Here is a 12,034-nt window from a genome sequence, read left to right on the forward strand (position 1 = left end):
CAAAAAAGCCCGACTCAATGGTCGGGCTTTTTCATTCCTGAAGCGGTGCTTATTTAGCACGGCCTTTGTAGGAACCGCCTTCGCGGGTATCGATCTCGATCATGTCGCCGATTTCGATGAAGTCAGCAACCGACAACTCGGTACCGTTCTTCAGTTTGGCAGGCTTCATCACCTTGCCGGAAGTGTCGCCGCGAGCGGAACCTTCGGTGTAGTCAACCTGACGCACGATAGTGGTCGGCAGTTCTACGGAAACCAGACGCTCTTCGAAGAAGATCGCTTCGCAAACATCGGTCATGCCTTCTTCAACGAAAGGCAGAACGGCTTCGATGTCTTCAGCGTTCAGCTCGTACATGGTGTAGTCGGTGGTGTCCATGAACGTGTAGGTGTCGCCGCTGATGAAGGACAGGGTCGCTTCTTTGCGGTCGAGGATTACGTCGTCCAGTTTGTCGTCGGCGCTGTAAACGATCTCGGTCTTGTAACCGGTCAGCAGGTTTTTCAGCTTGGTCTTCATGATCGCGCTGTTACGACCAGACTTGGTGAATTCAGCTTTCTGAACCAGCCAAGGATCGTTTTCGAGACGGATCACGGTACCGGGTTTCAGTTCTTTACCAGTTTTCATTGCGAATATCCGAATTTGGATGGGATTTACAAAAATCTAGGCCGCGTATCATATCCAATTTAGGTAAAACTGTACCAGCGCCGCGGCAAGATCTGCCTGCAAGGCTTGTTCCAGACACCACGCTTCGGCATGTTTTTGCAGTTCCGGCCAGTGTTCACGGGTTGTCAGCCAGTGACCCGACATATCATGCCCGGCATTCCACGCACGCCAAAGACCGCTGATCGCCTCGCGGGCGGGCGCAGACAGGCCTTTTGTGTACAGCGTGAGGAACGCTTCGAGCTTGTCCAGGTGAATGTCTTCGTCCTGCCGATAGATGTGCCAGAGCAGTGGCCGGCCCGCCCACTGAGCGCGGACAAACGAATCTTCGCCGCGCACAGCATTGAAATCGCAGCACCAGAGCAGGTGATCGTATTGCTCCTGTCGGACGAACGGCAGCACTTGCACGGTCAAGGCCTCGCGCACATGCACGGCGCCCGCCGCCAATCCCTCGACACCGAGCCAACGCTCGACATCACCCAGAATCCGCCCTTCGGGCACCAACAGATGCGTCGGTGTCGAATCGGCAGCCATCACATCCAGCCAGCTCGCCAGGCCGCTATTCTCATAGGCGAACAGCGAGATCAGCTGTGCACCTGGCGCGCGATCAATCCCTAACCCTTGCAGGAATTTTCGCTGAGCCTCGGGGCTTTGCTGAAATTGCCGGCGTCGCTCGAGCAATCCGCTTTCACGCAGCAAGCCACCGGTGCCCTTCTGGAAACCCGGAAAGAAAAAGTACTTCTGCACACTTTTGTATTTTACCGACGGCAAACCGTGGCAGCCGATAACCCAGTCTTCAGCACTCAGGTAATCAAGGTTCATCCACAACGGCGGCTTTTCCCGCGCGGCCATGGCGTCCATGTAGCCGCTAGGCAGCTGGCAGGCGAATGCGGCGATCACCACATCGGCGGCGTCGGTGGGTAACCAGTCGGCTGGCCATTGCCGGACTTCGACACCGTCCTGCCATTGCTGCGCGACATGGATGTCGATCTGCGGACAGAGTCGCTCGAAGGCCCGCAAGTCGTCCACCCACAAACGCACCGCCAGCGAATGCTCGGTGACCAGTTGTCGGGCCAGGCGCCAGGTCACGCCGATGTCGCCAAAGTTGTCGACCACGGCGCAAAAAATATCCCAGCGGGTTTTCAATTGAGGCATTCCAGGCTCCCGTTGGCAAAGGCGCCGATTGTCCGCATAAATTACTCCGTGCAGAAGAGCCGACGGCGATTAATCTTCATGCGACAATCGCCACTCGCCCGCGACCACCCGCCAGGAGGCAGTCATGCCCTACCGCCCCAACCCGCGCCGCCGCTTGCCGATTCAGCTCAATGCCCTGCAACTGACCGGCAGCATTGCCCTCGGATTGTGGCTGGGATTCCTGGCTATTGCGCTGACCTGCTGGCTCGCTTCCCGACTGTTGTTCAACGAGCAATTGGCGCCGGTCGCGCAAGCGATAGAGCAACTGGCGAAACCACCTGTGGTCGCGCAACCGGTTCCGGACATTCCACCGCAGAGCCCGCTGTTCGACCAATACGAAGAGAACCTGCGCAAGAACGAACAGCAGCAACGACTGGATCAGGCCCGCAGCACCCGCCGCAATCTGGCCAATCCGAAATGCCAGTTCTGGCTGCAGCAGGACCAGACCGCGCCAAGCGAAAAAAGCCGCGCCAACGTTCTGCAATTCTGCGATTGACCATGAATAAACAAGCCGTCCACCAATTGATTCTCGACAAGCTGCGAGTCGATCTCGACATCGCCGAACGTGCCGCGCAAACCGCGTACGAAACGGCGACCCACGAAGAAAACATCGCCGAAAACAAGTACGACACCTTGGGACTGGAGGCGTCATACCTGGCGGCCGGGCAGGCGAAACGGGTCGAGGAAATCAGGCAATCGCTGGCGCTGTGCCAGAGCCTGACGCTACGGCCTTACGACGATCAACGCGGTATCGAAGTCGGCGCCCTGCTGGGTCTGGAAGACGAAAAGGGTCGTGAACAATGGCTGTTTCTGGCCCCCGACGCGGCAGGCTTGAAGGTCGATCTTGTCGGGCAATGGATTACCGTCATCACCCCTCGCTCACCGCTGGGCAAAAGCCTGCTGGGCAAGTTCGAAGGGGACGAGGTGGAGATTCTGGTGGCGGGCGCTCGGCAACAGTTTTCTGTCACCGAGGTGGTGTAAACCGTAGATTAATGAACGGGCAGTTCGACGCCGTCGAACAGCTCTTCCAGTTCCTGCTTGTTGTGGCACTGAATGGCTTTGGCCATGACTTCGCGGGTCAGGTGCGGGGCGAATTTCTCGATGAAGTCGCACATGAAGCCACGCAGGAAGGTACCGCGACGGAAACCGATTTTGGTGATGCTGGACTCGAACAGGTCGCTGGCATCGAGCATCACCAGATCGCTGTCGAGCTTTGCATCAACCGCCATTTTCGCCACGATGCCCACACCCAGCCCCAGGCGAACGTAGGTCTTGATCACGTCGGCGTCGGCGGCGGTGAACACCACTTTCGGCGTCAGGCCGCGATGGCTGAAGGCTTCGTCGAGTTTCGAACGACCGGTGAAACCGAACACGTACGTCACGATCGGGTATTCGGCCAGTGCTTCAAGGGTCAGCTTCGACAGCTTGGTCAGCGGGTGGCCCTGAGGCACGACCACGCAACGGTTCCAGCGGTAGCACGGCATCATTACCAGGTCACCGAACAGCTCGAGGGCTTCGGTGGCGATGGCGAAATCGACGGTGCCGTCAGCGGCCATTTCGGCGATCTGCATCGGCGAACCCTGGTGCATGTGCAGCGCAACGTCCGGGTATTGCTTGATGAAATTGCTGATCACCGGCGGCAACGCGTAACGCGCCTGGGTGTGCGTGGTGGCGATCGACAGGGTGCCTTTCTTCTCGTTGGAGAACTCCTGGGCGATCTGCTTGATGCTTTCAACCTTGCGCAGGATCTCGCCGGCGGTGGTGATGATGCGCTCGCCGGCTGGGGTGACGCGGGTCAGGTGCTTGCCGCTGCGAGCAAAGACCTCGACGCCCAATTCGTCTTCCAGCAGACGGATCTGCTTGCTGATACCCGGTTGCGAGGTGTAAAGGCTTTGGGCTGTAGCGGAAACGTTGAGGTCGTGGTGCGCCACTTCCCAGATGTAGCGCAGTTGTTGAAGCTTCATATGAATCCCTCAAAGCAGGTAGACGCCACGGGCATCAGCGACGGTATATAACTATATTAATGGCTTGAAGAATAAATCTAGAACTTTTTTATCAGAACGCCACTATTCGTGTTCTGTGTCCTGTCTCGTAAATACGTTTCTCTTTTGACGAGTGGCTGTTGCTGCCAGGCAAGGCGCCGCGATGACTCATAGCCCGCTATGGCGAGGAGCGGCAACGCAGCATGGCAGAAACAGACGCCGTCAAAAAAGAAACAGTCTTTGCGAGGCAGGACACTAACGATCCCCTTGGCGACGGCGTTCCACCAGCGGCACCAGATAGACCGGGACCCGAGCCAACTGCAACACCCGCGCTGCGGTCCTGCCCAAAGGCGTTTCCGCGCCAGCACCATGGCTATGACTACCTACGATCAACAAATCCACGGAGAGTTTCTGCGCCTGGTCGAGAATCACCTGCGACGGATCGCCCTGAAGCACCCGCACCGCCTGAATCCGGTCCAGATCGTGCGCCCCCTCGTCCCCCAACTCCTCACGAAAACTGTCGAGCACCCGTTGCTCGATATTGGCAATGACGGTGTTCAGGCCCTGACTGTGAAACTCGTTCAACGCCTGTTCATCGAGGTAACTCTGAAGCACCGATTCGGCAAACAAACCCATCGGCTCAACCGCGTGCACCACATACAAGTCAGCATCGAATGTTCGAGCCAGCTCCAGGGCATGCTGCATCACTAAGGGCGCGTACAGGCCGAGGTCAGTGGCATACAGCATCGAACGAATCATATGACCTCCTCGAGTGCCAACATGGCGGAGATTGATTCAGCTTAGCAGTGCCTTGGCGAGTACGACGTCTCGCGTAACGCGTTGAACGGCGGGGTTAAACCTTTTGCTCGTTGCTTATGCCATGGGGCACATGGCCGGTAGCGACCACCTCACGAGCCAACTCGCAATGGCCGGCCTGATCGTCGAAAAACACGTCGGCGGCAAAGGCTTCGAGGAAAGCGGACTTGGTCAGGCCGCCGAGGAACAACGACTCATCCAGGCGAATGTCCCACTCGCGCAACGTGCGGATCACCCGCTCATGGGCCGGCGCCGAACGGGCGGTGACCAGCGCGGTGCGGATCGGACAGGCGTCCTCCGGGAACTCGCGCTGCAACAGATTGAGCGCCGCGAGAAAGCCTTTGAACGGCCCACCGCGCAGTGGCTCGCGGGCACTTTCGCGCTCGCTGGCCTGAAACGCCTCCAGGCCGCCCGCCTGATAAACACGCTCCGACTCGTCGGAAAACAGCACCGCGTCACCGTCGAAGGCAATGCGCAATTCATCGCTCGCGGCACGGCTGGCACCGCCCGACAGAATGGTCGCCGCAGCGAAGCCGGCATCCAGCGCACTGCGCACGTCTTCGGCGTGGGTCGACAGAAACAGGTCGCAACCAAACGCTTTGAGATACGGGTACGGGCTGCGCCCACCGACAAATGCCGCACGGGAGATCGCCAGTCCGTAATGGTGAATAGAATTGAACACCCGCAGCCCGGTGTCGGCGCTGTTGCGCGACACCAGGATCACTTCGACCCTGGCGCGGCCGAGGCGGGTATTGAGGCTGAGGAGTTTTTCCACCAACGGGAAGGCATCACCGGGCTCGAGGATTTCGTCTTCGTGTTCGATCTGATATTGCCGATAGGCCTCGACACCGCTCGACAGGTAAACCTTGTGGCTTTCGCTCAGGTCGAACAACGCGCGCGAAGAAATCGCCAGCACCAGTTTGTCGTCAATCGTCTTTGCCATGCCCTTCCCCCTCGGGTTGATCGACTCAGGTGTTCCGTCGATCGATAAAACTCAAACTGCGATACAACGCTTCTATTCGCGGCAGGTCGCAACCGGCGGCCTTGGCTGCCGCCAGTGGCCGGGCGTAAATGGCCGCCAGCTCCAACGGTCGCTTGTGCAGAAAATCGTGGTACATGCTCGGCCAGTAGTCCGGCATTTTTTCGGTCATCATGAACAGATAGTCCGCGTAACCCGCCGGCATGTCGTGACCACAGGCCTTGGCGCCCTGAACCACTTCGGCCATCAAGGCCTTGATCAGTTCCCGGCTGTCGGCATCGGTCATCAACGGTGTGGTGCCCGCGCCAAGCAGCACCGACAGGCCGTTGTAAGGGATATTCCAGACCAGTTTCTGCCAGCGCGCCTGATGCAGGTTCGGCATGGCCTGGGAGTCGATGCCGGCGCTGCGGAACAACCCGGCGCCTTCCTCGACAATTGCCATTCGCGCCTGTTCATCGGTGGCGGGGCCACTGTGGTAGCCGACGTTCACCGCGCCGAGGGCCTGATGAGTGATCGCACCCGGGCCGGTGCGATGGACGCAGATCAGGCAGAGTCCGCCGAGCAGGTGCAGGGAATCCGGGAGCAAGGCTCGCAGACTGTCTTCGACATCCAGGCCGTTTTGCAGCAACAGCACCTTGGCGTTCGGTGCCGCCGCTTGAATGATCGCCGGCGCCAGACCGGCATTGCTGGTGGTCTTCGCGCCCACCAGCAGCCAGTCGCAGGGCGGCATGTCTTCGGCCGACGAATAGGCCTGAACCGGATTCAACGTCAGCGCACCGTGCACCGCGCTGTCGAGTTGCAACCCGCGCTCGGCCACCGCCGAGAATTCGCTGCGCAACAGAAAATGCACGTCGAAACCGGCACGCGCGAGCATCAACCCGTAGAAACCACCGATTGCACCGGTTCCGATAATACCGATGGTCGGCCTGGCAACTGCACCCGTCATGGCAACTCCTCTGCTGTTCTGGTCAGCGCCTGACCCACGGCCGCATTGAGCTCGGTGCTGGTCAGGCGCGATTTTAATGCTCCGAAAAACTCACCGTCGCGCACCACAAACAGCGCCGGCAAATGAAAGACCTGATAACGCTCGACCACCCCGCCATTGTCCCCGGCATCGATCCAGCACAAACGATCGACCTGCAGATCGAGCCTTGGCAATTGCTCACGGGCAAAACGGCAGCTGGCACAGCCGACGCTGGTGAATATAACCAGCGACACCCCGCTCATCGCCAGCAACCGTTGGTCGGCGTCGAAATCGGTCAGTTCCGATTCGGCCACTATACTGGGGGAAACAATGTCAGATGGCCGACACATGGAGTCCGTGCTCATGGGACGTTTTATTCCTCATCCTGACGATGTGCCCGTCGAATTAACGTTGCTCAAACCTGAGTGTATTTCACGGCAACAGCTGCACACTATCAGCCTCGGGGGCATGGCTTGCAATTATCACCGCGCCTGGCGTCACGGCACGGCGCTGGAAGTTCGCATCCCGACCTTGAACCCCGATTTGCGTTTTCTGGGCTACGTCGCCTGGTGCCTGCGACGCAAACACGGTTATCTGGTGGGCATTGCCTTTGTTGACGAGCAGATGATGTTCAGTGCCCGAATGGGCGAACAGGTGTGCCAGATCGAACGTTACTGTCGCCTGCATGACGCCCATGACGACCTGCAGGAAACCCAGGCGCTGGCCCTCGAATGGGTCCAGCAGCACGCCGACGAGTTCTCCCACGATACGGTTCGCAAGGCATTTGCACAGGCGGTGATGGATTAAGGGACGTTATCAATTCGTTGCGAATGCCCCTAAAACCGCTGTCTGCCCATTGTCGAGCCACGGTGTAACGCGCTAAGGTTCCGCTCCCGACGCGCTTAATTTGCTGTGCTCCGCCGCGCGGGTTCGCTGGCGGCCGGCACCCGTGACCTGACGAGTAAACGATGGCTGATTTACCGATCAACGACCTAAACGTCGCCTCCAACGAGACGCTGATCACTCCCGATCAGCTCAAGCGTGATATCCCTCTGAGCGACGCTGCCCTGCGCACCGTCACCAAGGGTCGCGAAGTCATTCGCAACATCCTGGATGGCACCGACCACCGCCTGTTCGTCGTCATCGGGCCGTGCTCGATCCACGACATCAAGGCTGCCCACGAATACGCCGAGCGCCTGAAGGTATTGGCTGCGGAAGTGTCCGATACCTTGTATCTGGTCATGCGCGTGTATTTCGAGAAGCCACGCACCACCGTCGGCTGGAAAGGCTTGATCAACGACCCGTACCTGGACGACTCCTTCAAGATTCAGGACGGTTTGCACATTGGTCGTCAACTGCTGCTGGACCTGGCCGAGATGGGCCTGCCGACCGCTACCGAAGCCCTCGACCCGATCTCCCCGCAGTACCTGCAGGACCTGATCAGCTGGTCGGCCATCGGCGCGCGCACCACCGAATCCCAGACTCACCGTGAAATGGCCTCTGGCCTGTCTTCGGCCGTCGGCTTCAAGAACGGCACCGACGGCGGCCTGACGGTGGCGATCAACGCCCTGCAATCGGTTTCCAGCCCGCACCGTTTCCTGGGCATCAACCAGGAAGGTGGCGTGTCGATCGTCACCACCAAGGGCAATGCCTATGGCCACGTGGTGCTGCGCGGCGGCAACGGCAAACCGAACTACGATTCGGTCAGCGTCGCACTGTGCGAGCAAGCGCTGAACAAAGCGAAGATCAAACCGAACATCATGGTCGACTGCAGCCACGCCAACTCCAACAAGGACCCGGCACTGCAACCACTGGTGATGGAAAACGTCGCCAACCAGATCCTCGAAGGCAACCAGTCGATCATCGGGCTGATGGTCGAAAGTCACCTGAACTGGGGCTGCCAGGCCATCCCGAAAGACCTCGCCGACCTGCAATATGGCGTGTCGATCACCGATGCCTGCATCGACTGGTCCGCTACTGAAAACACCTTGCGCAGCATGCATGCCAAGCTCAAGGACGTGCTGCCGAAACGCGCCCGCACCTGATCACTTTTCAGCGCAAAAAAAAACGCCGGGCTATAAACCCGGCGTTTTTTTATGCGTTCGTTTTACTGGCTCAGCTTGGCCGCATGCCGCTGGTGACGCTCCATGTAGCGCTCCACGTAGGAACACGAAGGAATGACGGTGTAGCCCATTTCCTCGGCGTATTCCAGCGCCTTCTCGGTCAAGGCTGCCGCGATACCGCGACCACGCAAGGCATTGGGCACGAACGTGCGATAGATATCCAGGGTCTGTTTCCCGAGATCCATATAGGTCAGGTAGGCACGATGACCGTCCACATTGGTCTCGAACTGATGACCAGCCTGGTCATGGTGGATGGACAACGCCTCACTCATCACTACTCCTCGCGGGTCTTTGATTCCGACCCCTACCTTACCGATGTTTTTCCGGCGAAGGAACATCTACGCCACCCCGTGCCTGAATGGACACCGAGAAGAACAGCACCGATCTCGCGCAACCGAGCACGTATCAAATAGTAGGCACCATTGGCAGAAAATGCTCAAGGTACGCTCGTCATCATGCAAGGTTGGGTCGGTGCTGCTCCGGGGTTACGCAGGGGCGTGCTCGACCGAAGATCCCGGGTGGTCGATCGCCTGAACATTGCCGGATGTTGAGACTTAAGACGAGCGCCCTTCTTTTAAGTCACCTCAACTAGGAGAAAGATATGAGAGGTGCACCGCAAATCCCGAACAAAAGTGTAGACGAATCCATGTAGACAGACTTTAGCCAAGACCGTGAAAACACTCGCGGCTGCTGGGAACTTTTTTGTGCCAACTCGCTCAGCGCGGGCTTTGCAGCTGGATATTTTTTAATCAAATGCAAGTAAAAGTTGCTCGAAAAAGAATCAACGCCTACAATTTTTTTGGCTTCTTGCTTTACGTCAGTTTACTTACGACAAGTAATGGGTAGTATGTACGCCGGCTATTTCCTCACTCTGAGGAGACAGCTACTTAATAGAAAGTCCTTGAAGGGGAACACGATGAACAACGTTCTGAAATTCTCTGCTCTGGCTCTGGCCGCAGTTCTGGCTACCGGTTGCAGCAGCGTATCGAAAGAAACCGAAGCACGTCTGACCGCTACTGAAGACGCAGCTGCTCGCTCCCAGGCTCGTGCAGACGAAGCTTACCGTAAAGCTGATGAAGCTCTGGCTGCTGCTCAAAAAGCACAACAGACTGCTGACGAAGCTAACGAGCGTGCTCTGCGCATGCTGGACAAAGCTAGCCGCAAGTAATAATCCTTCGGGATTGTTATCAAGCCGACCCATTTTTGGGTCGGCTTTTTTATGGCCGGTCGTTTTGTACCCGTCATAAAAAACCCGCCGACGCAGCCTGCATCGGCGGGTTCTGTTCAAGCCTTACTGCAGCGGGTCGAGCGGTGCACTCGTCACCATCGGCGCCGAGGTATTCGGAACTCCGATTTCCACCGGCAGACCATCTTCGGCAGCAACCACGTCGCGGACCACATCCCAGTTCATGCGCAGGTTGTTGGTGATGTCCTCACGCTTGAGCATCGCGTTGATCACCGCAGTGTGTTTGTCGACCACAGAAGGGTTGCCCTTGTCGTCCAGCGGCGTGTGCGCTTCCAGATAGACCTTGCCGCCACTGACACCGAACTTGTACGGGTCGCTGATAATGCGCACCGACGTACCGACCGGCACCATGCTCGCCATTTCCAGCACGTTGTTGTTGAACATGCGGAAGCAACCGTGGCTGGTGCGCATGCCAATCCCGAACTTCTTGTTCGAGCCGTGGATCAGGTAACCCGGCGTACCCAGGTTGAACTTGAACGGCCCCAGCGGGTTGTCCGGGCCGGCCGGCACGACGTTTGGCAACGGATCACCGTCTGCAAGGTGCTCGGCCTTGATCGAGGCTGGAGGCGTCCAGGTCGGGTTCGGCGTCTTGGCCGTGATGGTGGTGTGAGCGATCGGTGAACCCCAACCCTCGCGACCGATACCCAGCGGGAAGGTGTAGACCACATTCCGGCCTTTCGGATAGTAGTAGAGGCGATATTCAGCCAGGTTGATGACGATACCTTCACGCGGTCCTGGCGGCAGGATGAAACGCGTCGGCAACACGATTTCGGTACCGGCGCCCGGCAGCCATGCATCGACGCCAGGGTTGGCCGCGACCATTTCCGAATAACCCAGATCGTAAGTGGTGCCAAGGTCGGCGAAGGTGTCTTCGTATTTGGCCTTGATGACCTGAACCTGGCCGACGATGTCTTCACCGGGCGGTGGCAGGGGCAACTCCAATGCGGCTACGGGACCTGCCACACAAAGGGCGGCAAGAGACAGGCAGCGGGTGACGGCAGGAAAGCGCGGCAACATCCGGTAAATCCTTCGCAGGGTCAGGGGATAAAAACGGGATTGTACACCGGCGCCCGTAAATTCGGGGAGTCGGCCGATAGCACGCTATCTTTATTGCCTCAAAGCTCGAAGCGCAGCTCTGGCCAGATCGGCGAAGTGCCGCGTTTCTGCGATTCCAGAATCGCCCGGCACAGCGAGCACAGGCGCTGGTCCTGGAAAACGCGGCGGTCGACGCTCGACCAGCGCGGTTGCGCCGGAAGCAGACTGCCACACAGGGTTCGATCGGCCGAGCCACCCAGCTCCAGTTGACGGGTCACCAGATGTACCCGCACTTCCTGGCAGGCGAACAGATCCAGCTGTTCGTCAGGCTCGATCAGTTGGTAGGCAAAAAGTGACCAGGCGGGACGCGGCATCGGGGGCTCCAAATCGGGGGCGCCACCTTAGCCGAAACGCCGCCGCTAGAAAAGCGTCAAAGCAGCGGTTTCAGTGTCGGCCAGACATTTTCCAGCAACTTGTCCTGAGCCCCCGCAGCGGGGTGCAGGCCGTCGGCCTGCATCAGGTCTGGATGACCGCCCACGCCGTCGAGAAAAAATGGCACCAGCGGGATTTTTTTCTCGGTGGCGACGTTGCTGTATACCTCGGCGAAGGCCTTGGTGTAGCGCGCGCCGTAGTTGGGTGGCAGTTGCATGCCGAGCAGCAGCACCTTCGCCCCACTGGCGCGGGAGCTGTCGATCATCGCTGCAAGGTTTTGTTGCAATTGCGTTGGCAGCATTCCGCGCAGGCCGTCGTTGCCGCCCAACTCGAGGATTACCAGCTCCGGTTTATGCTCTGCAAGCAGCGCAGGCAGGCGCGCCTGGCCTCCGGCACTGGTGTCGCCGCTGATGGATGCGTTGACCACCTTATCGTCGAAACCTTCGCGCTTGAGCCGTTGCTCAAGCAACGACACCCACCCAACGCGGGTATCCAGTCCGAAACCGGCGCTGATACTATCGCCAACGATCAGGACTGTACCCGCCGCTGCGTTCTGGGCCATGCACATCAGGGCCAGGCCAGCACTCAAAAACCACACACGCATCGGA

The 12,034-nt window shown here is 58.7% G+C and carries 16 protein-coding genes; 5 read left to right on the plus strand and 11 right to left on the minus strand.

All coding sequences use genetic code 11. The features are described from left to right. Window positions 1-49: 49 nt before the first annotated feature. Both ACM6I5_RS07860 and earP read right to left on the minus strand, forming a co-directional pair. Entirely contained in the window at window positions 50-619 is a 570-nt protein-coding gene (locus ACM6I5_RS07860) for an elongation factor P (protein ID WP_007943632.1), read from the minus strand. Window positions 620-667: 48 nt separating this feature from the next. Further along, the gene (earP, locus tag ACM6I5_RS07865) at window positions 668-1,810 is read right to left on the minus strand and encodes an elongation factor P maturation arginine rhamnosyltransferase EarP (RefSeq protein ID WP_414880097.1); all 1,143 of its coding nucleotides are present in this window, start codon (window positions 1,808-1,810) and stop codon (window positions 668-670) included. 124 nt (window positions 1,811-1,934) lie between these two features. Between earP and ACM6I5_RS07870 the strand changes: the two genes are divergently transcribed. Further along, window positions 1,935-2,345 carry a hypothetical protein gene (locus ACM6I5_RS07870; protein WP_017339804.1) on the plus strand — a complete coding sequence of 137 codons (411 nt, stop codon included), beginning with the start codon at window positions 1,935-1,937 and terminating at the stop codon, window positions 2,343-2,345. Window positions 2,346-2,347: 2 nt separating this feature from the next. After that, complete coding sequence (locus tag ACM6I5_RS07875; protein WP_017339805.1) at window positions 2,348-2,830, plus strand: GreA/GreB family elongation factor; 483 nt, start codon at window positions 2,348-2,350, stop codon at window positions 2,828-2,830. A gap of 8 nt (window positions 2,831-2,838) precedes the next feature. Here ACM6I5_RS07875 and cysB read toward each other — a convergent pair whose 3' ends face one another. The 5 genes from cysB to ACM6I5_RS07900 all read right to left on the minus strand — a co-directional run bounded on the left by cysB (window position 2,839) and on the right by ACM6I5_RS07900 (window position 6,955). Beyond that, entirely contained in the window at window positions 2,839-3,813 is a 975-nt protein-coding gene (gene cysB, locus ACM6I5_RS07880; RefSeq protein WP_008148549.1) for an HTH-type transcriptional regulator CysB, read from the minus strand. 273 nt (window positions 3,814-4,086) lie between these two features. Beyond that, window positions 4,087-4,590 carry a universal stress protein gene (locus ACM6I5_RS07885; protein ID WP_017339806.1) on the minus strand — a complete coding sequence of 168 codons (504 nt, stop codon included), beginning with the start codon at window positions 4,588-4,590 and terminating at the stop codon, window positions 4,087-4,089. Window positions 4,591-4,684: 94 nt separating this feature from the next. Beyond that, entirely contained in the window at window positions 4,685-5,590 is a 906-nt protein-coding gene (locus ACM6I5_RS07890; RefSeq protein ID WP_017339807.1) for a 5'-nucleotidase, read from the minus strand. 25 nt (window positions 5,591-5,615) lie between these two features. Next, window positions 5,616-6,572 carry a putative 2-dehydropantoate 2-reductase gene (locus ACM6I5_RS07895; protein WP_414883509.1) on the minus strand — a complete coding sequence of 319 codons (957 nt, stop codon included), beginning with the start codon at window positions 6,570-6,572 and terminating at the stop codon, window positions 5,616-5,618. After that, the gene (locus ACM6I5_RS07900; RefSeq protein ID WP_414883511.1) at window positions 6,569-6,955 is read right to left on the minus strand and encodes a thioredoxin family protein; all 387 of its coding nucleotides are present in this window, start codon (window positions 6,953-6,955) and stop codon (window positions 6,569-6,571) included. Before ACM6I5_RS07900 ends, ACM6I5_RS07895 begins: the two co-directional genes overlap by 4 nt. Here ACM6I5_RS07900 and ACM6I5_RS07905 point away from each other — a divergent pair. Both ACM6I5_RS07905 and ACM6I5_RS07910 read left to right on the plus strand, forming a co-directional pair. Further along, window positions 6,954-7,397, plus strand: coding sequence for a PilZ domain-containing protein (locus ACM6I5_RS07905; protein ID WP_017339810.1), 444 nt, complete (start codon window positions 6,954-6,956; stop codon window positions 7,395-7,397). The genes ACM6I5_RS07900 and ACM6I5_RS07905 overlap by 2 nt on opposite strands. A 161-nt stretch (window positions 7,398-7,558) precedes the next feature. Beyond that, entirely contained in the window at window positions 7,559-8,635 is a 1,077-nt protein-coding gene (locus ACM6I5_RS07910) for a 3-deoxy-7-phosphoheptulonate synthase (RefSeq protein ID WP_017339811.1), read from the plus strand. A gap of 62 nt (window positions 8,636-8,697) precedes the next feature. On the opposite strand, the gene ACM6I5_RS07915 is transcribed toward ACM6I5_RS07910, so the two are convergent. Next, entirely contained in the window at window positions 8,698-8,985 is a 288-nt protein-coding gene (locus ACM6I5_RS07915; RefSeq protein ID WP_008057026.1) for a GNAT family N-acetyltransferase, read from the minus strand. Window positions 8,986-9,629: 644 nt separating this feature from the next. Here ACM6I5_RS07915 and oprI point away from each other — a divergent pair. Next, window positions 9,630-9,881 carry an outer membrane lipoprotei OprI gene (oprI, locus tag ACM6I5_RS07920; RefSeq protein WP_002553018.1) on the plus strand — a complete coding sequence of 84 codons (252 nt, stop codon included), beginning with the start codon at window positions 9,630-9,632 and terminating at the stop codon, window positions 9,879-9,881. Window positions 9,882-10,004: 123 nt separating this feature from the next. Here oprI and ACM6I5_RS07925 read toward each other — a convergent pair whose 3' ends face one another. From ACM6I5_RS07925 to ACM6I5_RS07935, 3 genes are all read right to left on the minus strand, one after another. Beyond that, the gene (locus tag ACM6I5_RS07925; protein ID WP_017339812.1) at window positions 10,005-10,976 is read right to left on the minus strand and encodes a L,D-transpeptidase family protein; all 972 of its coding nucleotides are present in this window, start codon (window positions 10,974-10,976) and stop codon (window positions 10,005-10,007) included. A gap of 98 nt (window positions 10,977-11,074) precedes the next feature. Beyond that, on the minus strand, window positions 11,075-11,368 hold the full coding sequence (locus ACM6I5_RS07930; RefSeq protein ID WP_003226812.1) for a hypothetical protein: 294 nt from the start codon (window positions 11,366-11,368) through the stop codon (window positions 11,075-11,077). 56 nt (window positions 11,369-11,424) lie between these two features. Continuing rightward, window positions 11,425-12,030 carry an arylesterase gene (locus ACM6I5_RS07935; RefSeq protein WP_017339813.1) on the minus strand — a complete coding sequence of 202 codons (606 nt, stop codon included), beginning with the start codon at window positions 12,028-12,030 and terminating at the stop codon, window positions 11,425-11,427. Window positions 12,031-12,034 lie beyond the last annotated feature (4 nt).

This window comes from Pseudomonas sp. IT-P171 (assembly GCF_949767765.1).
GTDB classification, from domain to species: domain Bacteria; phylum Pseudomonadota; class Gammaproteobacteria; order Pseudomonadales; family Pseudomonadaceae; genus Aquipseudomonas; species Aquipseudomonas fluorescens_B.

What these genes read in the sequence shown, in the direction of transcription:
- ACM6I5_RS07930 (WP_003226812.1), bottom strand. Translation starts at nt 11,368, where the DNA reads ATGCCGCGTCCCGCCTGGTCACTTTTTGCCTACCAACTGATCGAGCCT.
- ACM6I5_RS07885 (WP_017339806.1), bottom strand. Translation starts at nt 4,590, where the DNA reads ATGATTCGTTCGATGCTGTATGCCACTGACCTCGGCCTGTACGCGCCC.
- ACM6I5_RS07910 (WP_017339811.1), top strand. Translation starts at nt 7,559, where the DNA reads ATGGCTGATTTACCGATCAACGACCTAAACGTCGCCTCCAACGAGACG.
- cysB (WP_008148549.1), bottom strand. Translation starts at nt 3,813, where the DNA reads ATGAAGCTTCAACAACTGCGCTACATCTGGGAAGTGGCGCACCACGAC.
- ACM6I5_RS07935 (WP_017339813.1), bottom strand. Translation starts at nt 12,030, where the DNA reads ATGCGTGTGTGGTTTTTGAGTGCTGGCCTGGCCCTGATGTGCATGGCC.
- ACM6I5_RS07905 (WP_017339810.1), top strand. Translation starts at nt 6,954, where the DNA reads ATGGGACGTTTTATTCCTCATCCTGACGATGTGCCCGTCGAATTAACG.
- ACM6I5_RS07915 (WP_008057026.1), bottom strand. Translation starts at nt 8,985, where the DNA reads ATGAGTGAGGCGTTGTCCATCCACCATGACCAGGCTGGTCATCAGTTC.
- ACM6I5_RS07875 (WP_017339805.1), top strand. Translation starts at nt 2,348, where the DNA reads ATGAATAAACAAGCCGTCCACCAATTGATTCTCGACAAGCTGCGAGTC.
- ACM6I5_RS07925 (WP_017339812.1), bottom strand. Translation starts at nt 10,976, where the DNA reads ATGTTGCCGCGCTTTCCTGCCGTCACCCGCTGCCTGTCTCTTGCCGCC.
- earP (WP_414880097.1), bottom strand. Translation starts at nt 1,810, where the DNA reads ATGCCTCAATTGAAAACCCGCTGGGATATTTTTTGCGCCGTGGTCGAC.
- ACM6I5_RS07900 (WP_414883511.1), bottom strand. Translation starts at nt 6,955, where the DNA reads ATGAGCACGGACTCCATGTGTCGGCCATCTGACATTGTTTCCCCCAGT.
- ACM6I5_RS07895 (WP_414883509.1), bottom strand. Translation starts at nt 6,572, where the DNA reads ATGACGGGTGCAGTTGCCAGGCCGACCATCGGTATTATCGGAACCGGT.
- oprI (WP_002553018.1), top strand. Translation starts at nt 9,630, where the DNA reads ATGAACAACGTTCTGAAATTCTCTGCTCTGGCTCTGGCCGCAGTTCTG.
- ACM6I5_RS07860 (WP_007943632.1), bottom strand. Translation starts at nt 619, where the DNA reads ATGAAAACTGGTAAAGAACTGAAACCCGGTACCGTGATCCGTCTCGAA.
- ACM6I5_RS07870 (WP_017339804.1), top strand. Translation starts at nt 1,935, where the DNA reads ATGCCCTACCGCCCCAACCCGCGCCGCCGCTTGCCGATTCAGCTCAAT.
- ACM6I5_RS07890 (WP_017339807.1), bottom strand. Translation starts at nt 5,590, where the DNA reads ATGGCAAAGACGATTGACGACAAACTGGTGCTGGCGATTTCTTCGCGC.